The organism is Elioraea thermophila (ex Habib et al. 2022) (genome assembly GCF_003336755.1).
In the GTDB taxonomy this organism is placed as follows: Bacteria; Pseudomonadota; Alphaproteobacteria; order Acetobacterales; family Acetobacteraceae; genus Elioraea; species Elioraea thermophila.
Genome location: NZ_QMDI01000002.1, coordinates 271,346 through 297,584 on the forward strand (window position 1 = coordinate 271,346; position 26,239 = coordinate 297,584).

At 70.8% G+C, this 26,239-nt stretch carries 23 protein-coding genes; 5 read left to right on the forward strand and 18 right to left on the reverse strand.

Annotated elements, in window-relative coordinates; genetic code table 11:
* Positions 1-4 precede the first annotated feature (4 nt).
* The 7 genes from DWB05_RS03100 to DWB05_RS03130 form a co-directional block, all read right to left on the reverse strand.
* Complete coding sequence (locus tag DWB05_RS03100; RefSeq protein ID WP_114374934.1) at positions 5-1,822, reverse strand: thiamine pyrophosphate-dependent enzyme; 1,818 nt, start codon at positions 1,820-1,822, stop codon at positions 5-7.
* 35 nt (positions 1,823-1,857) lie between these two features.
* The gene (locus tag DWB05_RS03105) at positions 1,858-3,162 is read right to left on the reverse strand and encodes an MFS transporter (protein WP_114374936.1); all 1,305 of its coding nucleotides are present in this window, start codon (positions 3,160-3,162) and stop codon (positions 1,858-1,860) included.
* Positions 3,159-6,272 (reverse strand): efflux RND transporter permease subunit, encoded by a 3,114-nt coding sequence (locus DWB05_RS03110; RefSeq protein ID WP_114374938.1) that lies wholly within the window; start codon positions 6,270-6,272, stop codon positions 3,159-3,161. The genes DWB05_RS03105 and DWB05_RS03110 overlap by 4 nt, the downstream gene beginning before the upstream one ends.
* Positions 6,273-6,300: 28 nt before the next feature.
* Positions 6,301-7,416 (reverse strand): efflux RND transporter periplasmic adaptor subunit, encoded by a 1,116-nt coding sequence (locus DWB05_RS03115; RefSeq protein WP_157967054.1) that lies wholly within the window; start codon positions 7,414-7,416, stop codon positions 6,301-6,303.
* A gap of 100 nt (positions 7,417-7,516) precedes the next feature.
* The gene (locus DWB05_RS03120; protein WP_114374942.1) at positions 7,517-9,865 is read right to left on the reverse strand and encodes a xanthine dehydrogenase family protein molybdopterin-binding subunit; all 2,349 of its coding nucleotides are present in this window, start codon (positions 9,863-9,865) and stop codon (positions 7,517-7,519) included.
* A complete protein-coding gene (locus DWB05_RS03125; protein ID WP_114374944.1) occupies positions 9,862-10,878 on the reverse strand; it encodes an ABC transporter ATP-binding protein in 1,017 nt (338 codons plus the stop codon). Before DWB05_RS03125 ends, DWB05_RS03120 begins: the two co-directional genes overlap by 4 nt.
* A complete protein-coding gene (locus tag DWB05_RS03130; RefSeq protein ID WP_114374946.1) occupies positions 10,878-11,936 on the reverse strand; it encodes an ABC transporter ATP-binding protein in 1,059 nt (352 codons plus the stop codon). Before DWB05_RS03130 ends, DWB05_RS03125 begins: the two co-directional genes overlap by 1 nt.
* 120 nt (positions 11,937-12,056) lie before the next feature.
* Here DWB05_RS03130 and DWB05_RS14580 point away from each other — a divergent pair, with 120 nt between their 5' ends.
* Both DWB05_RS14580 and DWB05_RS03135 read left to right on the forward strand, forming a co-directional pair.
* On the forward strand, positions 12,057-12,314 hold the full coding sequence (locus tag DWB05_RS14580) for an Lrp/AsnC ligand binding domain-containing protein (RefSeq protein WP_157967055.1): 258 nt from the start codon (positions 12,057-12,059) through the stop codon (positions 12,312-12,314).
* Between the two features lie 2 nt (positions 12,315-12,316).
* Entirely contained in the window at positions 12,317-13,378 is a 1,062-nt protein-coding gene (locus DWB05_RS03135; protein ID WP_157967056.1) for an AbrB family transcriptional regulator, read from the forward strand.
* Positions 13,379-13,387: 9 nt separating this feature from the next.
* On the opposite strand, the gene DWB05_RS03140 is transcribed toward DWB05_RS03135, so the two are convergent.
* From DWB05_RS03140 to DWB05_RS03180, 9 genes are all read right to left on the reverse strand, one after another.
* On the reverse strand, positions 13,388-14,224 hold the full coding sequence (locus DWB05_RS03140) for an alpha/beta hydrolase (RefSeq protein WP_114374950.1): 837 nt from the start codon (positions 14,222-14,224) through the stop codon (positions 13,388-13,390).
* A 24-nt stretch (positions 14,225-14,248) separates the two neighbouring features.
* Positions 14,249-14,932 carry an ABC transporter ATP-binding protein gene (locus DWB05_RS03145; RefSeq protein ID WP_114374952.1) on the reverse strand — a complete coding sequence of 228 codons (684 nt, stop codon included), beginning with the start codon at positions 14,930-14,932 and terminating at the stop codon, positions 14,249-14,251.
* Positions 14,925-15,692, reverse strand: coding sequence for an ABC transporter ATP-binding protein (locus tag DWB05_RS03150; protein ID WP_332871701.1), 768 nt, complete (start codon positions 15,690-15,692; stop codon positions 14,925-14,927). Before DWB05_RS03150 ends, DWB05_RS03145 begins: the two co-directional genes overlap by 8 nt.
* Positions 15,673-16,680, reverse strand: a complete 1,008-nt coding sequence (locus tag DWB05_RS03155) for a branched-chain amino acid ABC transporter permease (protein ID WP_114374954.1) — start codon at positions 16,678-16,680, stop codon at positions 15,673-15,675. The genes DWB05_RS03150 and DWB05_RS03155 overlap by 20 nt, the downstream gene beginning before the upstream one ends.
* Positions 16,673-17,593, reverse strand: a complete 921-nt coding sequence (locus tag DWB05_RS03160; RefSeq protein WP_114374956.1) for a branched-chain amino acid ABC transporter permease — start codon at positions 17,591-17,593, stop codon at positions 16,673-16,675. The genes DWB05_RS03155 and DWB05_RS03160 overlap by 8 nt, the downstream gene beginning before the upstream one ends.
* A gap of 92 nt (positions 17,594-17,685) precedes the next feature.
* Positions 17,686-18,870, reverse strand: coding sequence for an ABC transporter substrate-binding protein (locus tag DWB05_RS03165; protein WP_198669034.1), 1,185 nt, complete (start codon positions 18,868-18,870; stop codon positions 17,686-17,688).
* A 74-nt stretch (positions 18,871-18,944) separates the two neighbouring features.
* Complete coding sequence (locus DWB05_RS03170) at positions 18,945-20,441, reverse strand: amidase (RefSeq protein ID WP_114374958.1); 1,497 nt, start codon at positions 20,439-20,441, stop codon at positions 18,945-18,947.
* Entirely contained in the window at positions 20,438-20,947 is a 510-nt protein-coding gene (locus tag DWB05_RS03175; protein WP_332871702.1) for a macro domain-containing protein, read from the reverse strand. Before DWB05_RS03175 ends, DWB05_RS03170 begins: the two co-directional genes overlap by 4 nt.
* A gap of 50 nt (positions 20,948-20,997) precedes the next feature.
* The gene (locus DWB05_RS03180; protein ID WP_114374960.1) at positions 20,998-21,786 is read right to left on the reverse strand and encodes an SDR family NAD(P)-dependent oxidoreductase; all 789 of its coding nucleotides are present in this window, start codon (positions 21,784-21,786) and stop codon (positions 20,998-21,000) included.
* 126 nt (positions 21,787-21,912) lie between these two features.
* Between DWB05_RS03180 and DWB05_RS03185 the strand changes: the two genes are divergently transcribed.
* On the forward strand, positions 21,913-22,269 hold the full coding sequence (locus tag DWB05_RS03185; protein ID WP_114376525.1) for a tRNA-binding protein: 357 nt from the start codon (positions 21,913-21,915) through the stop codon (positions 22,267-22,269).
* A gap of 16 nt (positions 22,270-22,285) precedes the next feature.
* On the opposite strand, the gene DWB05_RS03190 is transcribed toward DWB05_RS03185, so the two are convergent.
* Both DWB05_RS03190 and DWB05_RS03195 read right to left on the reverse strand, forming a co-directional pair.
* Entirely contained in the window at positions 22,286-24,238 is a 1,953-nt protein-coding gene (locus tag DWB05_RS03190; protein WP_114374962.1) for a TRAP transporter permease, read from the reverse strand.
* Positions 24,239-24,274: 36 nt separating this feature from the next.
* Positions 24,275-25,255: a TAXI family TRAP transporter solute-binding subunit gene (locus DWB05_RS03195; protein WP_157967057.1), complete on the reverse strand. Its 981-nt coding sequence runs from the start codon at positions 25,253-25,255 to the stop codon at positions 24,275-24,277.
* Positions 25,256-25,319: 64 nt separating this feature from the next.
* Between DWB05_RS03195 and DWB05_RS03200 the strand changes: the two genes are divergently transcribed.
* Positions 25,320-25,814: a gamma-glutamylcyclotransferase family protein gene (locus tag DWB05_RS03200; protein ID WP_157967058.1), complete on the forward strand. Its 495-nt coding sequence runs from the start codon at positions 25,320-25,322 to the stop codon at positions 25,812-25,814.
* The gene (locus tag DWB05_RS03205; protein ID WP_157967059.1) at positions 25,811-26,236 is read left to right on the forward strand and encodes a DUF3293 domain-containing protein; all 426 of its coding nucleotides are present in this window, start codon (positions 25,811-25,813) and stop codon (positions 26,234-26,236) included. The genes DWB05_RS03200 and DWB05_RS03205 overlap by 4 nt, the downstream gene beginning before the upstream one ends.
* The last annotated feature ends 3 nt before the right edge of the window (positions 26,237-26,239 follow it).

Genomic DNA, 26,239 nt, shown 5'->3' on the forward strand with positions numbered 1-26,239 from the left:
CCGCCTAACGCGCCTTCTTGGCGGCGCCGCCCTTGCCGAGCGCGCGGGCGCGCGCCGACGCCGCCTTCGACTTGGCGGGATCCTTCTTCGGGGCCGGCTTGCGCTTGACCGCGGCGGCGCGGATGGCGGAGAGCGTGGTGCGGGTGGTGATCTGATCGGGGTTCATCCGGATCTCGACGACGGCGGGCTTGCCGGCGGCGAGCGCCCGTTCCATTGCCGGCACGAACTCCTCCGTCGCCTGCACCACCTCCCCGTGACCGCCGAAGGCCTCGATGAAGCGGGCGAAATCGGGGTTGGTGAGCGCGGTGCCGGAGACGCGGCCGGGAAATTCGCGCTCCTGATGCATGCGGATGGTGCCGTACATCTGGTTGTTGAACACCATCACCACCGGATTGACGCCATGGTGGAAGGCGGTGGCGATCTCCTGCCCCGTCATCAGCATCGACCCGTCTCCGGTCATGCTGATCACGACACGATCGGGATGGAGAAGCTTGGCCGCGATTCCCGCCGGCACGGAGTAGCCCATCGAGCCGCAACAGGGCCCGATCAGGCGCTGGCTGGCGCGGTAGTTGATGAAGCGCACGCCCCAGCCCGAGAAGTTGCCGGCATCGGTGGTGACGATCGCATCCTCCGGCAGCATCGCCTCCAGCGCGCGCATGCAGGCGGCAAGGTTGAGCGGCCCGTCATACTCGGGAATTTCGGTGGACCAGGCGAGGCGGTTGGCGCGCAACGCCTTCGTCCAACCGTGCCAGGCGGGAGCAACGGGCTCCATCGCCGCCGCGGCGGCGGCGAAGGCGTTCAGATCGGCAAGGATCGGCAGATCGGCCTGATAAACGCGGCCGAGTTCCGCCCCGTCCGGCATCACGTGCACGAACGGCACACCCATCGCCGGCGGCGTGAACAGGGTGTAGCCCTGGGTCACGGGCTCGCCGAGGCGGGAGCCGACGGAAATGATGAGATCGGCCTCGCGCGCGGCAGCGAACAGGGCGGGGTCGCCGCCATTGCCGAGATCGCCCACGTACTGGTCGAGCGTATTGTCGAAGCAGGACTGGCGACGGAAGCCGACCGCGGCGGGCAGATCGTTCGCGACGATCCAGCGCGCGAGATCCTGCCGCCCTTGCTCCGTCCATGCCGCGCCCTGGCCGAGGATGACGAGCGGGCGTTTGGCGCGCAGGAGCATCCGCCGCAGTTCCGCCATCGCCGCCGGGTCGGGCAGGGCGCGGGGAACGATCACGGGCCGCGGGTCGGCGACCGTCACCACGTCCATTTGCATGTCCTCGGGAATCGCCACCACCACCGGGCCAGGCCGGCCGGAGACCGCGACCTGGAAGGCGTGCGCGACCAGTTCGGGGATGCGGGCGGCATCGTCGATCTGCACCACCCATTTTGCCATCGCACCGAAGAACCGGCGGTGATCGACCTCCTGGAAGGCGTCGCGATCCATGTCGCCGCGCGGCACCTGCCCGACGAAGAGCACGAGCGGCGTGCTGTCCTGCTGCGCGATGTGCACCCCGACCGAACCGTGGCAGGCACCCGGCCCCCGCGTGACGATCGCGACACCGGGCCGCCCCGTCAGCTTGCCGTAGGCCTCGGCCATGTTCACCGCCGCGCCCTCGAAACGGCAGGTGATGGTGCGGATGGCGGCACGGTTCTCGTAAAGACCGTCGAGCAGGGCGAGGAAACTCTCACCCGCCACCTGGAACACGTGCGTCACACCGAGCGCACGCAACGCATCGGCCAGCACGCGCCCACCCTGCCGCGGCACGATGCGCGGCCCGTGCGTCGCCGTCGCGATCGCGCCCTTCGCCTCGGCGTAACCCATCGCCCCGAACTCCTCCCTCTCGCGCGCAGACCTTATCAGCGCGCCGGCCGAGGCGGAACAGAGCCGCTGCTGCGCCCATCGCGCCGCGCCACCAGCCAGACGAGCGACGCTGCGAGGCACGCGGCCGAGATCGCGATCGCCGTGTCGTAGCCGCGCGGATCCCATCCGCCCCACTCGTTGCGCGGAAAGAGGTCGAGCACGAAGCCGATGCCCTGCTGCATGACGAACACCATCAGCAGCATCAGCGCGTTGATGGTGGTCGACACCCGCCCCGTTTCGCTGCCCGCGAAGCGTGCGCCGACCAGCATGTACCCCACGGGCCCGACCGAGGCGAGCAAGGGCCAGGCGAACCAGAGCCACGGCCACGCCGCGGGCACGCGGGCGATGAGCAGCGCGTGCATGACGAGCAGCCCCGCTGCGCAGACGACGAGCAGAGCCAGCGGATTGGCACCACGGCGCACGAGGGCGGACTGCAGGCTGCCGGAAGCGAACGAGCCGAGGGTGAGACCGACGGCGTAGACCAATAGGACCTGTGCGCGCGCGGCGGCGTCGAGCCCGGCGACGTCGCGCAGCCACGGCCCCGCCCACAAGCCCTGCCAGACGAAGTTCAAAGCGGACAGCATGGCCACCAGGGGAACGAGGCGGATGAACGCCGGGTGCCGAACGATGCGGCCGATGACCCGCAGCTCCTCCGCGACCCCTCCCACCGAGCGCTCGCGGCCCGGCAGGTCGGGCACCGAGCGCCAGATCCAAAGCCCGGCCGCAGCGGCCACCGCGGCATCGGCCAGGAACACGCCGCGCCAGCCGATGGCGGCGTTCGCCCATTCCACCGGCACGGTGGCGACGATGCCGCCCAAGGACGAGAGCGCCACGCACCAACCCGTCACCGCCGGGACGCGCTCCGGCGCAAACCACGTGCGCGTCGCCTTCAGTTGCGCCATCAGCGCCGCGGCGACGCCGACACCCATCAGCACGCGCCCGAGGATCAGAGCCGTCAAGCCCGAGGCGGTGGCGAAGACGACCGCGCCGGCGGCGATCACCCCCATCAGCGCGGTCTGCACCCGTCGCGGCCCGAAGCGATCGAGTGCGGCGCCGACGGGAAGCTGGGCCAGCCCGTAGGCGGCGAAGAACACCGCGCCGAGAAAGCCCAAGTCGGCCGCGCTGAGACCGAAGCGGGCGGCAAGTTCGGGGCCGATCACCGCGGTGATCGCGCGGTTGAGCTGGTTGAGCCCGGCACCGGCGGCAAGCGGGAGCGAGATGCGCCGGAGGGCCGGCCAGATGGTGTCGGCGCGGCCGGCTCCGGGCGCGTGCGCCGCTCCGGTGGTCGCGTCCGTTGTCACTCCGCCGGCACGGGGCGGACCTGAGGCCTCTCCAGCGCGGAGAGCCGGCGCGCGATCTCGCCCACCGGCCGCGTGTAGGGAGCGAGCAGGAGATAGAGCGCCGGGATGGCATAGAGGGTGACCAAGGTGGAGAGCGTCATGCCGCCGATCACCACCACACCCAACGCCTCGCGGCTCTCCGCCCCGGCGCCGGTGGCGGCGGCAAGCGGCCAGGCGCCGAGGATGGTGGAGATCGTGGTCATCAGGATCGGCCGCAGACGCGCGACCGAGGCCTCCAGCACGGCATCGCGCACGCTCCGCCCCTCGTCGCGCAGCTGGTTGGCGAACTCGACGACCAGGATGCCGTTCTTCGCCATCAGCCCGATCAGCAGCACCAGGCCGATCTGGCTGAAGATGTTCAGCGAAAGCCCGAGCAAGTGCAGCGACAGGAGGCCCCCCGTCACCGCGAGCGGGGTGGAAAGCAGGATGATGAAGGGGTGGATGAAACTCTCGAACTGCGCGGCGAGCACGAGATAGACGATGATCAGGGCAAGCGCGAAGGTGACCAGCAGCGCCGAGGAGCCCTCGACGAACTCGCGGCTCTGCCCGCGCCAGGTGAGGCGCGCCTCGGGCGGCAGCACGGCCCGCGCTGCCGCCTCGATCGCCGCCATGCCGTCGCCGAGGGCGACGTTGGGGGCGAGGTTGGCGGTGATGGTGATCGAGCGCAGCCGGTCCTCACGGTTGAGCGCCTGCGGCCGAGCCCGTTCCGACAGCGTGACGAGATTGGACAGGGGAATGAGCGCGCCGGAACCCGAACGGACGAAGAGGTTCTGCAGGTCATACGGTGTCGCGCGATCCTCCGCCTGGGCCTGGATCAGCACGCGGTATTCATTGCCGCGCTCGACGAAGGTGCCCACCTCGCGCGCGCCCAGCATGGTCTCCAGCGTCCGCCCGATGGTCTGGATCGACACGCCGAGGTCGGCCGCGCGCCGGCGGTCGATCTCGACCCGCACCTCGGGCTTCGTTTCCTTGAAGTTGCTGTCGAGGTTGACGAGCAAGGGCGATTGGCGAGCACGTTCGATGACGGCGTCGCGCCAGCGCACCAGCGTGTCGTAGTCGGGGCCCTGGATGACGAGCTGGATCGGCGCCTGGAAGCCGCGCGTGCCGAGAGAGCCCGGGTTGACGGCGAAGGCGCGCACGCCGGGAATGTTCGCCACGCGCGGGAAGATCTCGGCGGTGAGCTGCTGCTGCTTCACCGTGCGCTGCTCCCAGGGCACGAGGCGGAGGAACACGTTCGCCGTGTTCGACACCGCCGGCCGCTGGAAGCCGCCGATAGAGGCGAACACCACCGAGCCCACGCCGCGCTCGACGTAGGGGATCAGGATGTCCTCGATCTTCATCACGTGCTCTCGGGTGTAGGCGAAGGAGGCACCCTCCGGCGCGGTGACGGGGATGACGACGACGCCGCGATCTTCCGTCGGCGCAAATTCCTTCGGCAGCACCTGAAAGAGCGAGACGGCGAGCAGCGACAGTACGCCGGCCCCGGCCAGCACGAGGAGAGGGGCACGCAAGGCGCGATCGAGCGTCCAGCGGAAACCAGCGTTCAGGCCTTGGAACACCGGCTCCGTCCAGCGCACGAGCCGCCCCTCGCCCTCGTGCGGCTTGAGGAAGCGCGAACAGAGCATCGGCGTGAAGGAGAGGGCGACGAAGCCCGAGATCAGCACGGAGACGGCGAGCGCGAAGCCGAACTCCGAGAAGAGACGCCCCGCTTGGCCTTCGAGGAAGGAGATCGGCAGGAACACGGAGACGAGCACGAGGGTGGTGGCGATCACCGCGAAGGCGATCTGCCGCGCGCCGAGGAAGGCGGCGACGAGCGGCTCCTCGCCTTGCTCGATGCGGCGGTGGATGTTCTCGAGCACGACGATCGCGTCATCGACCACGATGCCGATCGCGAGCACCATGCCGAGGAGCGTGAGCACGTTGAGCGAGAAGCCCATCAGGGCGAGCCCGATGAACGACCCGATCAGCGAGACGGGAATCACCACCGCCGGGATGAAGGTCGCACGCAGCGAGCGGAGGAAGACGAAGATCACCCCGATCACCATGGCGATGGCGATGAACAGGGCGTGGAACACCTCGTAGATGGACTGCGCGATGAACAGGCTCTCGTCGTAGCCGTAGACGACGTCGACCCCCTCCGGCAGGGCGGGTTTCAGCCGCTCGATCTCCGCCTTCACGCCTTGCGCCACCGAAAGCGTGTTGGCGGTGGACTGGCGCTGGATGCCCAAGCCCACGCCGGGCCGGCGCATCAGGCGAAGCTCGCCCCGCTCGTCCTCCGGCGCGATCTCGACCCGCGCGACATCGCCGAGCAGCACCTGGGTCCCCCCCCGTTGCGCGACGATGACGCTGCGGAACTGCTGCGGCGTGGACAGCCGGGTATCCGTGCGCACGGTGAACTCGCGCGCGAGGCTTTCCAGCCGCCCGCCCGGAAGTTCGACGTTCTCGCGCCGGATCGCGGCCTCGATGTCGTCTACCGTGAGGCCGCGTGCGGCCATAGCTCGGCGATCGAGCCAGATCCGCATCGCCTTGCGCCGTTCACCGCTGATGATGACGTTCGCCACGCCGTCCACGGTGGACAGGCGATCGACCATCAGCGTGCGCGCGATGTCGGTGAGCTCGAGCCCGCTGTGGCGGTCGGAGACGAGGGTCGCCCAGAGGATGGCGCGCGCATCGGCGTCCTGCTTCGCCACCACCGGCTGATCCGCCGTCTCGGGGAGCCGGTTGAGCACCCGCGCCACCCGATCGCGCACGTCGTTCGCCGCGGCATCGACGTCACGCCCCAGCCGGAACTCGATCGTCACCTGCGAGCGTTCGTCGCGCGAGGTGGAGGAGATCATCTTCACGCCTTCGATGCCGGCGATCGCGCCTTCGATGATCTCGGTCACCTGCGTCTCCACCACCGGGGCGGCAGCGCCGCGATAGGTGGTGGTGACGGAAACGATCGGCGGGTCGATCGCCGGCAGTTCGCGCACCGGCAGGCGCAGGAAGGAGGCGATGCCCAGCACGACGAGGAGCAGGGACATCACGGTGGCGAAGACGGGGCGCTTGATCGAGACGTCGGAGAGGACCATGCTGCGCGCTACTCCTTCCCTCCGTCTTTCAGCTGAGCGGCCGGCGGATCGTTTCGGTGACGTTCACCGGCACGCCGTTGCGCAGACGCTGCAGGCCGCGCACCACCACCTCCTCGTTCGGCGCCAGCCCCTCGACGATCTCCACCTCGCCCGGCAGCCGCGTGCCCAGCTTCACCTCCTGGCGAATGGCGCGGCCCTGGCGCACGGCGAAGACATAGGCGCGGTCGCCCACCGGATCGATCGCCTCCTCGGGCACGAGCAGGGCGGAGGGCCGTTCCGCGAGCGTGAGCACGATGTTGAGGAAAAGGCCCGGGCGGAGCGTCTCGTCCGGATTGTCGAACTCGGCAACGGCGCGGATGGAGCGCGTGGCGGGGTCGATGCGGGTGTCGATCGCCGTCACCTCGCCCGCGAAGCTGCGCGCGCCGAAGGCAGGCGAAGTCGCCAGCACCGGCTGGCCCAGGGCGAGGCGGGCGACGAACACCTCGGGCACGGCGAATTCGACGCGGATCTTCGAGAGGTCATCGAGGGTGGTGATCGCGGTTCCCGGCTGGATCAGCGCGCCGAGGCTCACCTGGCGCAGGCCCACCCGGCCGGAGAAGGGGGCGATGATCTTCATCTCCTCGATCCTCGCCTGCGCCTCGCGCACCTGCGCCTCCGCCTGGCGCAACGCGGCCTCGAGCTGGTCGATCTGCGCCTCCGGCACGGACTGGGTGGCGCGCAGCTGGCGGGCGCGGGCGAGCCTCGTTCGTGCATCGTCGGCGGCCGCCCGCGCCCGATCGTAGGCAGCGACCTGGGCCGAGCGGTCGAGCTCGACCAAGATGTCGCCGGCCCTGACCTTCTGGCCTTCCTCGAAATGGATGGCGGCGACGATCCCCGACACGCGGCTGGTTACGGTGACCGCCTCACGCGCGCGGGCGGTGCCGATGCTCTCCACCCGCTCAACGAGGGGGGCGACCCGCACCGGCGCCGTCACCACCTCGATGCGCGCCCCGGCGGGAGGCCGCGGCGGCCCCGCGTCCTGCGCCGGCATCAGCCCGAGCAACTTCATCGGATCGGGCAGACCGACCCGGTCGCCGTACATCCACCACCCGGCGCCGGCTCCGGCGGCGAGGGCGAGCAGCACGATTTGTGTCGCGAGGCGCATCCGCGCGCGGTCCCTTTCGCGTTCGGCCGCGACGATGACACTCACGCCAGGGAGGAACAATCTCCCAAAGGGTCACAAAGCCGCGGCCGGACGTAACGAATCATGACGCGGCCGCGAGCAGGCGCCAGAGGGTTTCGGCGCGCACCGGCATGGCGAGAGGCAGGGCCGAGGACGGAACGCCGGCGGATCGGAGCGCATCCGACACGGCGTTCATCACCGCCGGCAGCGACCCCGCGCACCCCGCCTCCCCCGCCCCTTTCACGCCGAGCGGGTTGGTGCGGCAGGGGATCTCGACCGTCTCCCGGACGATCTCGGGCAGATCATCCGCCCGCGGCAGGGCGTAGTCCATGAAGGAGGCGGTGACGAGCTGTCCGGTCTCGGCGTCGTAGACGAGCCCCTCGAGCAGGACCTGGCCCGCACCTTGCGCGATCGCCCCCACCACCTGGCCGTGCAAGGTCAGCGGGTTCACCACCACGCCGAAGTCGTTCACCGCCGTGTAGCGCACGAGGCGCACCGCACCGGTCGCGCGGTCGATCTCCACCTCGGCGACATGACAGCCGTTCGGAAAATTGGCCACGCGCTGCGTGGGGTGAGCGGACGCCTCGAGGCCGAGGCTCTCGTCCTCCGGCACGAAGGCCGGGTTCCAGGCGGCGCGCGCCACCTCCTCGATGGTGACCGCGCGGTCGGTGCCGGCGACCCGGAACGTGCCGCGCTCGACCGCGATGTCCTCCGGCGAGACCTCGAGCAGGGCGGCGGCGATCCGCTTCGCCTTCGCCTCGATCGTCTCGGCTGCACGGAACACCCCGACCGCAGCCAGGGTGAGCGAGCGCGACCCGGCCGTGCCGGAGGCGTAACCGGTGCGGTCGGAATCGCCCTGCACCACGCGAATGCGCTCGAACGGCACGCCGAGCCGCTGATGCAGCACTTGGGCGAACACCGTCTCGTGCGGCTGGCCGTTGGAGACGGCCGAGGTGACGAGCGTCACGCCCCCCTGACGGTCGAACGCGAGCTGGATGCGACCGTCGCGGAAGCCCGACGGCTCGACATAGCAGCCGATGCCGAAGCCCCGCAGCCGGCCCTGGCGCGCGGCGGCGGCACGACGCGCCGGAAAGCCCACTCGGTCGGCGAGTTCCAGTGCACGCTCCAGAAGGCGGGGGAAGTCGCCGCTGTCGTAGACCTGCCCGGTCGGCGTCCGATACGGCATCGCCTCGGGCGGGATCAGGTTGCGCCGGCGAAGCTCGGCCGGGTCGAGGCCGAGCTCGGCCGCCGCTTGATCGATCGCGACCTCGAGCGCGTAGGCCGCCTCCGGTTTGCCGGCACCGCGATAGGCGTCGATCGGCGCGGTGGTGGTGAGATAGCCCTCGGAGCGGACGTGGAAGGCCGGGATGCGATAGGGCCCCACGGCGATGCGCGGCCCGCCGATGGTGCCCACCGCAGGGCCGAAACCCACGCAGTAGGCGCCGAGATCGGACAGCCACAGCCAGCGCACGGCGGTGATGCGCCCCTCGGCATCCAGGGCGAGGGAGACGGTGATCTCGTGCGCGCGGCCCGCGCTGTCGGCAAGAAACGCTTCCGTGCGCTCGGCCTGCCAGCGCACGGGCCGGCCCAGAAGTTCTGCCGCGTGCAGCAGCGCCACGTGCTCGGGGTAGGCGTGGTTCTTCATGCCGAACCCGCCGCCGACATCGGGGGTGAGCACGCGCAAGGCGGAAGCCGGCAGGCCGCCGAGGCCGTGCTGCGTCAGTTCCGTGTGCGCCTCCGTCGTGCCCTGGGTGGCAGTGATGAGGGTGAAGCGCCGCAGAACGGGGTCCCACTGCGCGATCGCGCCACGGGTCTCGAGCGGGGCGGCGGTGACGCGGCTGATCGGCACGCGCGTGGTGACGCGGCGGGCGGCGGTGGCGAAGGCGCGGTCGACCGCGGCTTCGTCTCCCGCCTGCCAGAGGTGGACGCGGTTGCCCGGTACCTCGGGATGGATGGCGGGGGCCTCGCGCGCGGCGTCGAGACCGATCACCGGGTCGAGCGGGCGCCAGTCGACCGCCACCGCCTCCACCCCGTCGGCCGCCGCGGCTGGGGTTTCCGCCACCACCATCGCCACCGCCTCGCCGACGAAACGTACCCGGTCGTGCGGCAGGGCGAAGCGCGGCGGATACCGCGCCGGCGTCCCGTCGGCCTGCGGGAAGGAAAGGAGGCACGGCAAGGCCCCCCTGCCCGCCCGGCGCAGATCCTCGCCGGTGACGACGGCGACCACGCCCGGAACCGCGCGTGCGGCCGACGCATCGATGCCGGCGATGTCGGCATGGGCGTGCGGCGAACGGACGAATCGGGCGAACAGGGCCTCGCGCGGCGCGAGGTCGTCGGCGAAACGACCCTGGCCGCGCAGGAGGCGGTCGTCCTCGACGCGGCGGACCGGCCGGCCGACCCCGAAGCCGCCCATGCCCGCGCAATCGCTCATGCCGCGACCCGGATGCAGCGCGCCATGTGCCGCGGCGGCAGATGCTTCTCCTGAGGCAGGCGCTCGCGGCAGGCGGCTTCGGCGAAGGCGCAGCGCGGGGCGAAGGCGCAGCCCGGCGGCAGGCGTGAGAGATCCGGCGGCGCACCGGGGATCGCGGCGAGGCGGGAACCGCGCAGCCCCGCGTGCACCGTGCTCCCCATCAGCCCTTGGGTGTAGGGATGGAGCGGCCGCTTCATCACCTCCGCCACCTCGCCCGCCTCGACGAAGCGGCCCGCGTACATCACCGCCACCCGATCGGCGATCTCCCCCGCAACGCCGAGGTCGTGGGTGACGAAGATCACGCCCATCCCCAGCTCCTCCTTCAGTCGGCGCAACAGAAGGAGGATCTGGATCTGCACCGTGGCGTCGAGCGCGGTGGTGGGTTCGTCGGCAAGCAGGAGCTTGGGGCGGCAGGCGAGCGCGATCGCGATCATCGCGCGCTGGCGAAGCCCGCCCGACAGCTCGTGCGGATAGGCGGCAAGCCGGCGCTTGGCGGAGGGAATCTGCACGAGTTCGAGGAGTTCCAGGGCGCGCCGGTCCGCCTCCGCCCGGCTCACTCCCTCGTGGCGGATGATGGTCTCGGCGATCTGCGTGCCGATGGTGAACACGGGATCGAGCGCGGTCATCGGCTCCTGGAAGATCATCGACGCGACACCGCCGCGGAAATCCTCGAGTGCCGCGGGCGAGAGCGCGAGCACGTCGTGCCCGGCGATGCGCACCCTGCCCTCGATGATCGAGCGCTTGGGCGGCAAGAGCCGCATCAGCGCGCGCAGCGTGACCGACTTGCCGGAGCCGGATTCGCCGAGGATCACCAGCACCTCGCCGGGCGCGAGTGTGAACGACACGCCGTTCACCGCGTGCACCGTGGCCTCGCGCGAGACGAAGCGCACGGTGAGGTCGCGCACCTCGGCGAGCGGCGCCGGCGCTCGTTCCGTCGCCGTGTCGTTGCCGAGCGTCACCGTCGTCGTCGTCATCAGGCCCTCCCGGGAGCACGGCTGTGGCCGGAGCCGGCGGCCGTCATATGGCAGGCGGCGAGGTGGGCATCGCCGGCGAAGGCACCGGCGAGCGCGGGTTCGCGCTCGGCGCACACGGCTTCGGCGAAGGCACAGCGGGTGCGGAAGCGGCAGCCCGAGGGCGGGTTGATCGGGTTCGGCGGATCGCCCGTGAGCGGGGGTTCCGTCATCCGCCGCGCCGGGTCCATCGACGGGCGGGAGGCGAGCAGGGCGCGCGTGTAGGGGTGGCGCGGCGCGCCGTAGATCGCCTCCACCGGGCCCAGCTCCACCACGCGGCCGAGATACATCACCAGCACGCGGTCGGAGACGAACTGCACCACGTTGAGGTCGTGGCTGATGAAAACGTAGGTGAGGCCGAAGTCGCGCTTGAGATCGAGCAGCAGGTTCAGCACCTGCGCCTCCACCGACTTGTCGAGCGCGCTCACCGGCTCGTCGAGCACGATCAGCCGCGGCTCGAGGGCGAGAGCGCGGGCGATGTTCACCCGCTGCCTTTGCCCCCCGGAGAGCTGGTGCGGGTAGCGCTGCGCGAACTGATCGGGCGCGAGGCCGACGGCGGCGAGCAGGTCGCGCGCCTTCGCCCGCGCGCGCGCCTTCGGCACCCCATGCACGATCGGCGCGAAGGCGATGCTGTCCTCGATCGGCAGACGCGGGTTGAGCGAGGCGTAGGAGTCCTGGAACACCATCTGCATCTGCCGGCGCATCTCGCGCAGCTCCATCCCGCCGGGGCCCACGCTTTCGCCGTCGAACACGACCTCGCCCGAATCAGGCTCGATCAGCCGCATCAACAGCCGCGCGGTGGTGGACTTGCCGCAGCCCGACTCGCCGACGATGCCGAGCGTCTCGCCCTTGGCCACGGTGAAGGACACGCCGTCCACCGCCCGCACCACGCCCGCGCTACGCCCAAGGCCGAAGAAGCCGCGCGCGAGCACGAAGTGGCGGGTGAGGTCGCGTACGGCGAGCAGCGGCTGGGCGGAACCACCGCGATCGCGCGGGTCGCGGGAAGCGGAAACGGGGCTCATGGCGGGCGTGATCCTGTCCTGCGCGCCTGCAGGCAGGCAACCCGCATGCCGCAGCGCGGGGCGTTGTCGGTCTCCCCTGCCCCGCCTAGCATCCTTGGAGACGTGAGGAGGTCGAGAGGGATGCGCCCGCTCTTCGTGCTGATCAAATGCGAGATGGGCCGCGCCTACGAGACGGCGCGCGAGGCGGTGGACCGCATTCCGGAAGTGAGCGAGATTTACTCGATTTCGGGCCAATACGACCTGCTCGGCAAGTTCTATCTCGCGCCCGACCAGGACCCGGGCCTGTTCGTCACCGAGACCGTGCAGCGCCTGCCCGGCGTGAAGGACACCTTCACCCTGATCACCTTCAACGCCTTCGCCACCGACCGTCCGCGCTGACCGTGCCCGCCGATCGGGCCCGTCTGCTCATTCGGCAGGCGGCGACCTTCGCGCTGGCGGCGGGCGGGGGCTGGGTGGCGGCACGGCTTGGCGTGCCGCTCGCCTGGATGGTGGGGGCGATGGTGGCGGTGGTGGCCGCCGCCCTGGCCGGAGCCCGCGTCGCGGCCCCCGAGGTGGTGCGTCCCGCCGGGCTGATCGTGCTCGGCACGGGGCTCGGCCAGGGCTTCACCCCACCCGTGCTCGCGGCCCTCGCGGTGTCCCTCCCCGCCATGGTGGCGGCGGGCATCGGCACCATCCTCGCCGGGGCGCTGGCGTCGCGCGCCACCGCCCGCATCGGCGCGATCGATGCGCACACGGCGTACTACGCCTCCGTGCCGGGCGGGGTGGTGGTGATGGCGGTGCTCGCCGCGCGGGCGGGGCTCTCGGTCGGCATCGTCACGCTCACCCAGACGCTACGCATGATGCTGGTGGTGCTGCTCTATCCGCCGCTCGTCGTCGCCGTGGTCGAGCGCGGGCGCGACGCGTTCAGCCTGCCTGCGCTTGCCGTCGTCTGGCCGCTCCTGCCCGTCCTGCTTGCGGCTGCCACCTTCGGCGCCCTCCTCTTGCGACGCGTGGGGCTCGCCAATCCTTGGATGATGGGGCCGGTGCTCGTTTCGCTCGGCCTTGCGGTCGCGGGAGAGCCGCTGTCAGGGTTGCCGCCTGCGCTGGTCGATCTCGCCCAGCTCCTGCTCGGCTGGACGCTGGGCACGCGGCTCGAGCGGGGCGTGGTGCTGCGCGCGCCCCGTCTTGCGCTCGCCGCCGTGGTGTCGATGGCGATCGTTGCGGTGCTGTGCCTTCTGCTCGCGCTCGCCATCGTCGCGGTCTGGCGGCTTCCCTTTCCGGCGGTGCTGCTCGGCACCGCGCCGGGCGGAATGCCGGAGCTCGCGATCACCGCCAAGGTGCTCGATCTCGGCGCGCCGCTGGTGCTGGGCTTTCACCTCGTGCGTGTCCTGTTGTGCACGTTGCTCGTGCCCCCCGTATGGCGTCTCTACGATCGTGCAACGAGGGGAAGCGGGAGGGCCTGAACGGCGGGCTCAGTCGCAGGTGAGGAACGCCTGGGCGGCGGCGAACAGGGGACTCGCCGGCTCGGCCCAGGCGTCCTGCGCCGTGAAGTGGTTGCGGCCTGGCAGTTCGAGCGAGGCGGCAACCGCCCCGCGCTCTCCCCAGGCAGCGGCGAAGTCGCGCGACTGGCGTCGGAACTCCCCGCTCTCCGCCCCCCCGACCGCCGCCAGCAGCCGGGTGCCGGCGGGTGGGGAAAGCAGGATGGGCGAAAGCCGTGTCGCCTCGGCGAGATCGAGGCCCAAGGCGCGGTTGTGCGTGGTGCCGAGCAGAGGGGCGAGATCGAACAGGCCCGAGGAGGGCAGCACGGCGCGGAAGCGAAGGTCGGCCACACCACGCTCCGACCAGTCGGCCGCCGCCAGCATGGCCGCGAGATGCCCGCCGGCGGAATGCCCACCGACCGCCCAGCGCCGCGACAGCCCGACCGCCGAAGCCTCGCGCCAGAGAAGCGCGACGGCAGACCGGACATCGTTCACCAGCGCGGAGAGCGTCACCTCCGGGCAGAGCGGGTAGCCGGGCAGGGCGACCGCCACGCCGCGCGCAAGCCAAGGTGCCGCGATCCAAGCGAACTCGCGCCGATGCCGCCGCTGCCAATAGCCGCCATGGATCCAGATCAGCACCGGCGGATCGGACACACCCGCGGGCCGGTAGAGGTCGATCGCGCGTCGTTCGCCCTCGCCATAGGGCACGACCGTCGGCGGGTGCTGCGCGAGCGCCCGCACCATGCGATCGGCCCAACCGGCCTCGATCGCCGGATAGTCGGGCACCGCGGCGACGGTGGCGTATTCGCGCTCGAGCCAACCGGACATCATCGACGGCCCCGTCCCCTCCCCCTTTCACACCCCGAGCATGCCATGCAGCAGGCCCGCGTCGGCGAGCAGCGAGCCGCCATCGCCGACCCAAACCACGCGGCCCTTCTGCAACACGACGAACCGATCCGCGAGGGAAGCGAGCGCCGAAACGTCCTTGTCGACGACGAGGATGGAGAGCCCCTCCGCCTTCAGCCGCCCGAGCACCGACCAAATCTCGGCACGCACGAGGGGGGCGAGGCCCTCCGTCGCCTCGTCCAGGATCAACAGCCGCGGGTTGGTCAGCAGCGCCCGCCCGATCGCGAGCATCTGCTGCTCGCCACCCGACAGCGTGCGCGCCGGTTGGCGCTCGCGCTCCGCCAGACGGGGGAAGAGCGCGAACACGCGGTCGAGGTTCCAGGCTCCCGGCCGGGCGGTGGCGATCAGGTTCTCGCGCACGGTGAGCGTGGGGAACACCTGCCGCCCCTCGGGCACGAGGCCGATGCCCCGCCGGGCGATGCGATGCGGGGAAGCCTGGGCGATCGCCTCGCCCGCGAAGCGGATCGTTCCCGATCGCTCGACCAGGCCGAGGATCGCGCGGATGGTCGTGGTCTTGCCCATGCCATTGCGCCCGGCGAGCGCCACCACCTCGCCCTCGCCGACGCGAAGCGAGACGTCGAACAAGGCCGGGCTCGCCCCGTAGCGGGCGGACACGCCCTCGAGCTCAAGCATCGACCATCTCGCCCAAATACGCCTCGCGCACCGTGCGATCGGCACGGATGTCCTCCGGCAGGCCGGAGGCGATGACCCGGCCCTCGGCGAGCACGGTAATGCGGTCGGCAAGACGAAACACCGTATCCATGTCGTGCTCGACGAGCAGCATCGCGAACCGGCCCTTCAGCGCGGCGAGGCGGTTGGCCAGCGCCTCCGTCTCGCTCGGGCCGAGCCCTGCCGCCGGCTCGTCGAGCAGGAGCACGCGCGGGCGGGAGGCCAACACCACGGCAAGCTCAAGCTGGCGCCGCTCACCGTGGCTCAGCGTCGCGGCGGGAAGGTCGGCGCGGTCGATCAGTCCGGCGGAGACGAGGGCGGCATCGACATGAGCGGCGAGCTGCGACAGGCGCTCGGCGCGGCGGAGGAAGTGGAACGGGCCTGCAAAACGCGGCTGGACCGCAAGCAGGACATTCCGGCGGACCGAGAACTCGAGGCAGAGCTCGGCGATCTGAAACGTGCGCCCAAGCCCCCGCCGTGCCCGCGCCGCAGGATCGAGCCGGCCGACATCCTCCCCACCCAGGAGCACGGTGCCAGCGTCGGGCACGAGCTCGCCGGCGATCAGGCCGATCAGCGTGCTCTTGCCCGCTCCGTTCGGCCCGATCACGGCATGACATTCGCCGGGCAAGAGATCGAGCGACACCTCCGACACCGCGACCAGCGAGCCGAAGCGTCGCGTCAGGCCCCGGGCCTCCAGCACGGGCTCACCCGGGGTACGCAGCACCGATCACCTGCCCCCAGATGCCGCGACGGAACAGGAGCACGCAGAGAAGAAGGATAGGCCCCAGCACGAGCATCCAGTGCTCCGTCAGCGCGGACAATTCCTCCTCCAACGCAAGCAGGGTGAAGGCCCCGACCACAGGGCCGATCAAGGTGCCCTGCCCACCCAGCACCACCATGATGATCAGTTCGCCCGATCGCTGCCAGGAGAGGAGATCCGGCGAGACGAACATCGCGACGTCGGCGAGCAGGGCGCCGGCGAGCCCCGTACAGGCGCCCGACGCGGTGAAGGCGAGCAGCCGGATGGCATAGACGGGATAACCGAGCGCCAGGAGCCGCCGCTCGTTCTGCCGCGCGCCGCGCAGCGCAAGCCCGTACCGGGCCTCCATGGCACGGCGTGCCGCCAGAAGGAACAGCACGAGGAGCACGAGCGCGATCCAGTAGCGCGGCGCATCCCCTCGCACGGGGAGCCCCGCCAATCGCCAACGCGCGGACAGCATCAGCCCGTCCGTGCCGCCGTATTCCGGCACGGCGAGCACCAGGAAATAGACCAACTGCGCGAAGGCGAGCGTGATCATGATGAAGTGCACGCCGCGCGTGCGCAGCGAGATGGCACCGATCAGGAAGGCGAGGATGCCGGCGACTGCCGCCGCCGCAGGCAGGATGACCAGCGCCTCGGTCGAGCCTGGAACCATGATCGGCCACGCAAGCACGGGCGTGCCACGGCTCGCGTGCTGGAGGAGAGCACCCGCGACATAGGCGCCGGTACCGAGGAACGCGCCGTGGCCGAAACTGACGAGACCACCATAGCCGAGCACGAGATCGAGCGCGGCCGCCGCGAGCCCGTAGGCGAGCATGCGCGTGAGCGTGGGCAGGAGATAATCGGCCTGCAGATGCTCGAGCACGGGCGGTGCCGCGGCAAGCAGGCACAGCCCGCACAGCGCGACGACGCCGTCCAACCCGACGCGAGCCGTCGCCTGAGCCTCAGCCATGGGCGGGGAAGAGCCCACGCGGGCGAACCGCGAGCACCACGGCCATGAGCAGATAGACCGCCACGGAACCGAGATTCGCCGCCACCTGGTCGGCTGCCGCAGGCGGCAGAAGGTCGCGCATCAGCGAGGGCAGAAGGGCGCGCGACATCGTATCGGTGAGCCCGACCAGAAGCGCGGCGAGAAACGCGCCCCGGACGGAGCCAAGCCCGCCGATGACGACGACGACGAAGGCGAGGATCAGGATCTGTTCGCCCATGCCGACCTGGACGGCGAGGATGGGGCCCGCCATTGCCCCGGCCAGCCCGGCGAGCGCCCCGCCGATCGCGAACACGAAGGCGAACAGCACCTCGATGTTCACGCCGAGCGCCTGGACCATGCAGCGATGGGTGGTGCCGGCGCGGATCAACATGCCAAGCCGCGTCCGTCCGATCAGCCACCACAGGAACAGGGCGGCGAGAAGACCCACGGCGATGATGACGAGCCGGTAGGCGGGGTACGGCACGCCGGGCAGGAGCTCGACGCTGCCGGCGAGAGCGGGCGGAGGAGCGGCAAAGATCGGTTGCGGCCCGAACAGGATCTTCACCGTCTCGTTCGCGATCAGGATCACGGCGAAGGTGGCGAGCACCTGATCGAGATGCGCCCGCGCGTACAGACGACGGATCAAAGCCAGTTCGAGCACAAGGGCGAACGCGGCGCCGACCGCGATGCCGGCGAGCACGCCAGCGGCGAAGGATCCCGTTCGTGCCGTGACCGCGGCGGAGGCGAAGGCACCGGCCATGTAGAGCGAGCCGTGCGCGAGGTTGATCACGTCCATCACGCCGAAGATCAGCGTCAGGCCTGCGGCGAGAAGGAACAGCATCACCCCGAGCGTGAGCCCGTTCAGAGTCTGTTCGAGCAGGAGGGAGGGATCCATCGCGAGCGGAGGGAAGGCGCGCGGTCAACGGCAATCGGAGGGCAATCAACACCCCCGCGCGGGTGAAGCGGACCCGTGCGGTCGGTCCCGCCTCAGCCCAGCCGGCACAGCGCGGCGTAGGCGTCCTGGTGGTTCTCGAAAGCGACCCCGATGGTGCGATTGACGATGCGCCCCTGGCCGTCGCGCACGACCTCGCGCATGTAGATGGTCTGGATCGGATGGTTGTTGTTGCCGAAGCGGAACGCCCCGCGCACGGAGGCGAAGTCGGCCCGCTTCAGCGCGGCGGCGAACGCCGCGCGGTCGGACACGTCGCCCCGTGTGGCGGCGAGTGCGGAGCCGATCAGATTCGCCGCATCGTAGCCTTGGCTCGCATAGAGGCTCGGCAGTCGCCCATACTCGCGCTCGAAGGTCTCGACGAAGGTCCGGTTGGCCGGATTGGGCAGATCGAGCGCCCACTGCGCGGCGTTGAAGCAGCCGAGCGCATCCTCGCCCACGGCCGGAAACACGTCCTGATCGAAGGAGAAGCCCGGGCCATAGAGCGGGATACGACCGCGCAGGCCGGCCGCGGCGTACTGCTTGATGAAGTTGATCCCCAGACCACCGGGCAGGAAGATGTAGACGGCCTCGGGGGAGGCGTTGCGGATGGTGGCGAGTTCCGCCGCGTAGTCGAGCTGATCGAGCCGCGTGTAGGTCTCGGAAACCACCTCGCCCTTGTAGAAGCGCTTGAAGCCCGTCAGCGCGTCGCGACCGGCGGGATAGTTCGGCGCCAAAATGAAGGCGCGCCGCACGCCCTGTTGCGTCATGTACTGGCCGACCGCCTCGTGCAGGTTGTCGTTCTGCCAGGCGACATTGAAGTAGTTGGCATGGCAGCCCTCGCCGGCGAGCTGGCTCGGGCCGGCATTGGCGCTGACATACGTCGCGGCGGGCAGCACGACGGGGGCAACCGCGAGCAGGACGTTGGAGAAGACGATCCCCGTCAACACCTGCACGCGCTCGCGCCGCACCATGCGTTCGGCGATGGCCCGGCCGTTCTCGGGACGCAGACCATCATCGGCGACGACGACTTCGACCGCAACTCCGCCGAGCCGGCCGCCCGCGTTCTTCACCGCGAGGTTGAACCCGTCGCGGATGTCGGCGCCGAGCGCGGCCCCCGGTCCGGAGAGGGTGGTGATCATGCCGATCTTGACCGCCTCCGGCTGCGCGATCGCGGGGCGCGCGAGCCCCAGGGCCGGCAGGGCTGCCGTTGCGGCCAGGATGCTCCGTCTCGTCGTGCGCATGATCGTCTCCCCTCCCCCAAGGCGACAGGCGTGTCGCGAGTGTAGGCGGCGGTCGTATGACGAGACCACCGGCCTCAGCTTCGCCCAACATGGGCCAGCATGTCGGCGCCCGGGCGATCTCGGATCGGCGGCATGGCGGCCAACGCGGCGAGATCGGGCAGCGGCCGACCGCAGCCCGGGATGCCGGCGAACGCCCGCTCCAGCGCGGCGGCGGCGGCGACCAGCGCAGCGTCGCCACGCCGTCGCCCCACCACCTGAAGGCCGAACGGCAGACCCCGCGAATCCGTCCCGCACGGCAGCACGACGGCGGGGTGCGCCGCCAGCGTCACCCCGTATGCAAGGGCAAGCCAGTGATAGTAGGAGCGAAGCCCCACGCCGTCGATCTCCATCGGCGCAAGCACCGTCCATGGCATCGGCTGCAGGGCCATCGCCGGCGACAGGATCAGATCGACCCGATCGAAGAACGCATGCACGCGTCGCGCGATCGCGGTCTGCAGCGCGTGCGCGCGCGCATGGTCGGCCAGGCTGTAGCCGAGCCCCTCCTCGATGTTGGCGATCAGGTTGGGCCCCAGCATGTACGGCCGTGTGCGGTAGGTGGGCAGGTGACGCGCGAGCATCCCTTCCGCGCGCAGCACGGCGAAGGCCTCATCGGCCCCGCTCATGTCGGGGCTTGCTTCGATCACCGCGCCGAACAGGTGGCGAATGCGGTCGATGCGATCGCGGAACAGCCCGCGCACCTCGGCCGAAACCGGGGCGAAGCCGAAATCCTCCGTCACCGCCACGCGAAGCCCGGCGAGGTCGCACTCGGCGAGCGGGAAGAACGTGTCGGGATCGACCGGGGCGGCGAGCGGGTCGCGCGCGTCCTCCCCGCTCATCGCGGAGAGGAACAGCGCGAGGTCGGGCACGTTCCGCGCCATCGGCCCGAGCACCGGCAGGGGCGACCACCCGGAGCCTCGTTTTTCCGACGGAACGAGACCGGGGGTGGGGCGGAAGCCGACGATGCCGCACCAGGCTGCCGGGTTGCGCAGGCTGCCGCCGGTGTCGGAGCCGGTGGCGAGCGGCAGCATGCCGGTGGCGAGCGCGACGGCGGACCCACCCGAGGAACCGGCGCAGGAGAGGGCCGGGTCGAACGGATTGCCGGTCGGCCCGTACACGGGATTGACGGTGTTGGCGCCGGCGCCGAACTCGGGCGTATTGGTCTTGGCGAGCACGATCGCCCCGGCAGCGCGCAGCCGCGCCACCATGCCGCAATCCTCTTCCGGCACGAAGGTCTCGAACTGGCGGCTGCCGTAGGTGGTGCGCAGCCCCGCCGTCTCGTCGAGATCCTTCACCCCGATCACCAGCCCGGCGAGCGGGCCCAGCCGGTCGCCGCACCGTGCCGCCTGTTCGGCCGCCTTCGCTTCGGCCCGCGCGCGTTCGACATCCATCGCGACGATGGCGTTCACCGCCGGGTTGATCGCGGCGATGCGCGCGAGGCAGGCGTCCAAGAGCTCGACCGGACTGATCTCCCGCCGTCCGATCAGGCGCCTCAGTTCGAGCGCGGAGAGGTCACAGAGCGCGGAGTCGGTCATGCGGTCTCTCCGAGGGCGCGGCGGTAGCGGGAAAACATCGGCTCGTCGAAACAGGCGAAGATGACGTCGAGGTCGTCGCCGTGCGCGGCGAGATCCTCGGGCACGGTTTCGACCGCGACCGCCGTCGCCTCATCCGGCGGATAGCCGAAGATGCCGGTGGAGATGGCCGGGAAGGCGATCCATCGTCCGCCCGCCTCGCGCAGCCGGGCAAGGCTCGCGCGGTAACAGGAGGCGAGATGGGCGGCTTCCCCCTGCCCTCCCCCGTGCCAGCGCGGGCCGACGGCATGGATGACGAACCGTGCCGGCAGGCGGAACCCGGGCGTCAGCACCGCATCCCCCGTCGACACCGGAGCGAGCGGCCGGCAAGCCTCCCAGAGTTCGGGCCCCGCGGCGCGGTGGATCGCACCGCACACCCCCCCGCCCGGTGCGAGCGCCTCGTTCGCCGCATTGACGATCGCATCGACGGCAAGCTGCGTGATGTCGCCCTGCCAAGCGCGCATCGGCATGGCGCACTAGCCCATGCCGAAAGCGGATGGTTCCGCGACCGTGACGTCGCTCACAGGCACGTCATCCCGCCGTCGATCAGCAAGGATGCGCCGTTGATCAGTGCCGCCGCCGGAGAGGCGAGGAAGACCGCCGCCCCCATCACGTCCTCCACCTCACCGAGGCGCCCGAGCGGGATCGCGCGCAGCGCGCGCTCCCGGAACGCCGGGTCGGCGAGCACGCCGGCCGTCAGCGGGGTCTCGACGTAGGTCGGGCAGATCGCATTGACGCGGATTCCCTTCGGCCCGAGCTCGGCCGCCATCGCCTTGGTCAGCCCTTCGATCGCGTGCTTGGTCGCGGTGTAGATCGAGCGGTTGATACCGGCGACATGCCCGTTCACCGAGGAGAGGTTGATGATCGCGCCGGGCCTGTTCGCCTCCACCATGCCGCGTGCCACCGCCTGCGCGACCGTGATGGCGGCGCGGAGGTTGAGGTCGATCAGCGCATCCAGGCTCTCGTCCTTCACCTCGAGGAACGGCTCTCGGATGTTGGTGCCGGCGTTGTTGAGCAGGATGTCGAACGGCCCCAGTTCGGCGACCACGCGGCGCACCTCGGCACGATCCGTCACGTCCAGGCGCACAGCGCGCGCCGGCGGCAGGCCGCGTTGGGCGAGATGGGCGACGGTGCGTTCCATCTCCTCGAGCGCACGCGCCGCGAGCACCACTTCCGCTCCGGCCTCGGCGAAGGCGATGGCGATGGCCCGGCCAAGCCCGCGCGAGGCGCCGGTGACGAAGGCGCGCTTGCCGTCGAGACGAAACGACGGCGTGGTCGGGAACCGCGTTTCGGAAGAGGGAACGGGCATGGTCCGGTGACGCTCCCCGTGGCATTCTCGCTCGCTCGAGCGGTGATGCCATGCCGGCTTGCTCCGGTCCAGACGACCACGGGAGAAGTCGGGCCTGCACGAAATGCCGAGGAAAGGGGAGGAATGATGGCGGAGGAAACGGAGGCGACGACGATCACCTGGCAAGATTTCGCGCGCATCGACATTCGCGTCGGCACGGTGGTCGATGCGCAGCCGTTCCCGGAAGCGCGCAAGCCCGCGATCAAGCTCTGGGTCGATTTCGGACCCGAGCGCGGCACGCTGCAGACCTCCGCCCAACTGACGCAGCACTATCGGCCCGATGCGCTGATCGGTCGACAGGTGGCCGGGGTGGTGAATGTCCCGCCGAAGCGGATCGCGGGCTTCGAGAGCCAGTTCCTGGTCCTCGGCTTCCCCGACGAATTCGGCCACGTGGTGCTGATCCGTCCCGACTTTCCGGTGCCGAACGGCGGCCGATTGTTCTGACGACGCCTCGTTCCCCTCACGCGCCCCCCGCACGGCGCGCGCGAGCGAAGCCCGAGCCGAACCAGAGCGTGGCGAAGGACAGGGCCGCCAGGCCGAGGCGCAGAGGGTCGGCGAGCGCGTGGCCGAAGGCTGCGGCAGCGCCGGCGGCAAGCGCGAAACCGCGCGCCGCCACAGCGAGCGGACGGCGGAGGAAGCCGGCGAAGGCCGCTGCGATCAGACTGAGGGCGAGGACGAGTGTCACCGTCTCGAGGGCGATCGTCAGCACACCACCGCGCCAGAGAATGCCAGGGTCGTAGATGAACGCGAAACCCACGACGAAGCCGGCGAGGGCGAAACGAAATGCCTGCAGCCCGGTGAGCAAAGGATCGGCCCCGGCGATGGCGGCGGCGGCGAAGGAGGCCACCGCCACCGGGGGCGTCGCATCCGCCAGCACCGCGAAATAGAACATGAAGAGATGGGCGGGCAGCAGCTCGACGCCGAACTCGCGCAACACGGGGCTGCCGAGGGCGGCAGTGATGATGTAGGCCGGCGTCGTCGGCACGCCCATGCCGAGCACGAGGGCGGTGATCATCAGCAGCACGCAGAGCAGCGCGAGCGACCCACCCGCCAGCCCCTTCACGATGCCGCCGAAGGCGACGGCAAGCCCGGTGACGGTGAGCGCGGCGGTGACGATCCCCGCCCCCGCCACCGCCGCTGCCAACACCGCCATCGTGCGCGCGGCCTCCGCCAGCGCGGCGACGATCGCGCCCGGGCGCATGCGCGTGCGGCGGCGGCAGGCGGCCATGACGACCATCAACACGGTGGCGGCGAAGGCGGCGGCGTTGCCGCTCCATCGCGTCACCAGCAGCCAGACGAGCACCACGATGGGAAGGACGAGATGGGCGTCGCGCGCAACCTCTCGCCACGACGGGATCTCGGCCTCCGTCATCGCCGCGATGCCGCGGCGCTTCGCCTCGAAGTGCACGGAGACGAAGAGGGCGAAGTAGTAGAGCACGGCGCCGAGTGAGGCGGCGATGATGATCTCGCCGTAGGGGATCTGGGTGATCTCGCTCATCACGAAGGCCGCCGCCCCCATCACGGGAGGCATCAGCGCCCCGCCCGTCGAGGCCGCGGCCTCGATGCCGCCCGCGACCGCGGCCGCGTAGCCCAGGCGTTTCATCATCGGAATGGTGATCGCGCCCGTCGTGGCGACGTTCGACACCGTCGATCCGCTCATCGTGCCGAACAGGCCCGAGGTGATGACGGCGACCTTGGCTGGCCCCCCGGCGAAGCGGCCAGCAACCGCCGCGCCGAAATTCGAAAACAGCCGCCCCGTCCCGGAGGCCTGCACGAAGGCGCCGAACAGGATGAACATCGCGATGGTGCCGGCGACGATCCCGGTGAGCGGACCGTAGATGCCGCCGACGATGGGGACGAGGAAGGCGGTCTCGACGATCATCGCGAGCGGAAACGGCCGGGTGTGCAAGACGCCCGGCAGGTGTTCGCCCAGGTGCATGTAGAGCAACGCCCCCGCGACGATCGCGGCGAAGGCCGGCGCGACGGCCCGACGGATCGCCTCGAGCAGCGTGACGATCGCGATCACGCCGAGCCAGAACTCGCGCGGGCTCAAGGGTTCGATGAACTCCATCCGCGCGTTGATCGACCCCGCCTCGGCGAGGATGTGCAGGCTTGGCAGGAGAGCAAGCAGGGCGAGGACGAGGTCCGGCGCGGATGGCCTCTCGCGGAGCCCGGCACTGCGTCGCGCCGGGAAAACGAGGAAACAGAGCGGGAGCAGGGCGGCGAGGTGGAAGCCCCGCAAGGCGAGCGGTTCGGGGACGAAGAACACGTCGCGCGTCCACGCCCCGGCGCCGAACACATGGCGCGCGACATTCTCCATCAGCCCCGCCCCGCCGAGCCAGAGATGCGCGAAGCCGATCAGCGCCGCGTAGGCGGTGATCAGCCAGCGCCACGCCCCCGCGAGGTCACGCACCGCGGGACAGGGAGATCCGGCCGAAGGAGGGACGGCTCAGGGCGTGCAGCCCACCTCGGCATAGGCACGGCGCGCGCCGGGATGCAGCGGCGCGCCGGGATATTTGCAGGCGACGGCGGGGTTGAAGGCGGCCATCGACGGATGGATCGAGCCGAGACGGGACCGGTTCTCGATCAGAACCTTCACCATCCGATACATCGTCTCCTCGGGGATGGTGTTGGCGACGACGAGCACGGTGTCGAAGGTGGTGACGGGCACCTCTTCGGTCTGCATCGGCGGCGGGTAGGTGCCGGCCGGGATGACGCCCTGCGAGAAGCCGTAGGTCCTGCTCAGATGGTCGCGCACGTCCTGCGGGAAGGCGACCAGGGTGGCGGGCCGACGGCCGCGCTGGATCTCGTTCACCATCGCCGCCGGCCGCGCGAGGGCGACGTACACGTAATCGACCTGGCCATCCATGTAGGCGGCGGCGAGATCGTTGTACGAGCCCTGCACCACACGGCCGCCTTCGGCGCGGATCCTGTCGAAGCTCGTGCCGAAGTAGCGCAGGATGTAGATCAAGGTCAGCGTGTCGGAGGAGGTTCCCTGCGGGGCGCCGATGCGCAGCCCCGGCATGGTCAGGATCGCGCGCATGTCGGTCGGGCCGCCGTCGACCCGGCGCAGCATGTGATGCTCGGTCGGGCTCCAGCCCACGCCGATATGGCTGATCTTGTCGTGTGGGGCGCGATAGGGCTCCTCGCCCTTGATGGCCGAGGAGACGAGGAAGTCGAGCCCGAAGCCGATCTGCGAGATGCCGTTCTGCACCCGGGTCGGGTTGCCGAGCCCCCCGCCGGGAACGACCCGGATGGTGAGGCCCGGGATATTCTCCTGCAGGATCTGGGACAGCCCCGTCGCCATGGTGAACCAGCCGCCACCGAGGGCGCCGGCGACCATCTCGTAGGTCTGGGCGGAGGCCGGAGCTGGGGTGGCCAAGCCGAAGGCGGCTGCGGCGGCGAACAGCGTGCGGCGGATCGCGATCATCATCCTCTCCCGTTCGTGAGCCCGTGCACATGGTGCGACGGCGCGGCGCGGCAGGCAACGGCGCTTGTCGCGCGGATCGGAGGGTGGTCCTCTGTCGCCCGTGCCGCTCTACGTCTCCTACGGCAGCAACATGGATCCCGCCCGGCTGGCCGCCCGGACGGGCGCCGACCCGGCACGCGTCGCGGCCCGATACGCCGTCCGACTGCGCGGCTTCCGGCTCGCCTTCGCCAAGCGCAATGACGACGGTACCGGGTTCGCAACCCTGCTCGCCGAGCACGCTGCGGAGGCCGAAGGGATCGCCTACGACCTGACCGACGACGAGCTCGCGCGGCTCGACCGGGTGGAAGGGGTACCCGGGCACTATCTCCGCGCGATCGTCGAGGTCATCCCGCGCGCCGGCGGCCCTGCCCTGGCGGCGGTCACCTATCTCGCCAACCCCGCCCGGCTGGCGGACGGCCTCAAGCCACCGTGCTGGTACTTGGCCCATTTTCTCGCCGCGCGCGACCTGCTGAGCCCGGCATGGGTGGCGTGGCTGGAACGGGTGGAGACGGCGGATTGAGTGCCGGGACCGACGCCCTGCGTGTGGCCTACGAGACGGCGTGGTATCGAGTCGAGCTGACCGACGGTGAGGAGCCGCTGCGGGTGGGCGAGCCCGTGCCGCCTCGGGTCGCGGCTTGGATCGCGAGCGGGCGCAAGCCGGGGGCGGCCTTCGTCACCGCCTGCAACCCGCACGGCAGGCTTGCCGCGGAGGCGGAGAACGCCGACGCGATCGGGCGCCTGCGCGCCTTGGTCGCCGCCCGCGGTTGGCCGGCGCTGCCGGGGGCCGGAGGCAGCGCGCGCGGCGATTGGCCGGCCGAGCCGAGCCTGCTGGTCGCGCTCGACTCGAGGACCCAAGCCGAGCGGCTGGGCCGCGCCTTCCGCCAGAACGCGATCCTTTGGCTGCCGCTTGCCGGCACGGTGGAGCTGGTCTGGCTCAGGTAAATC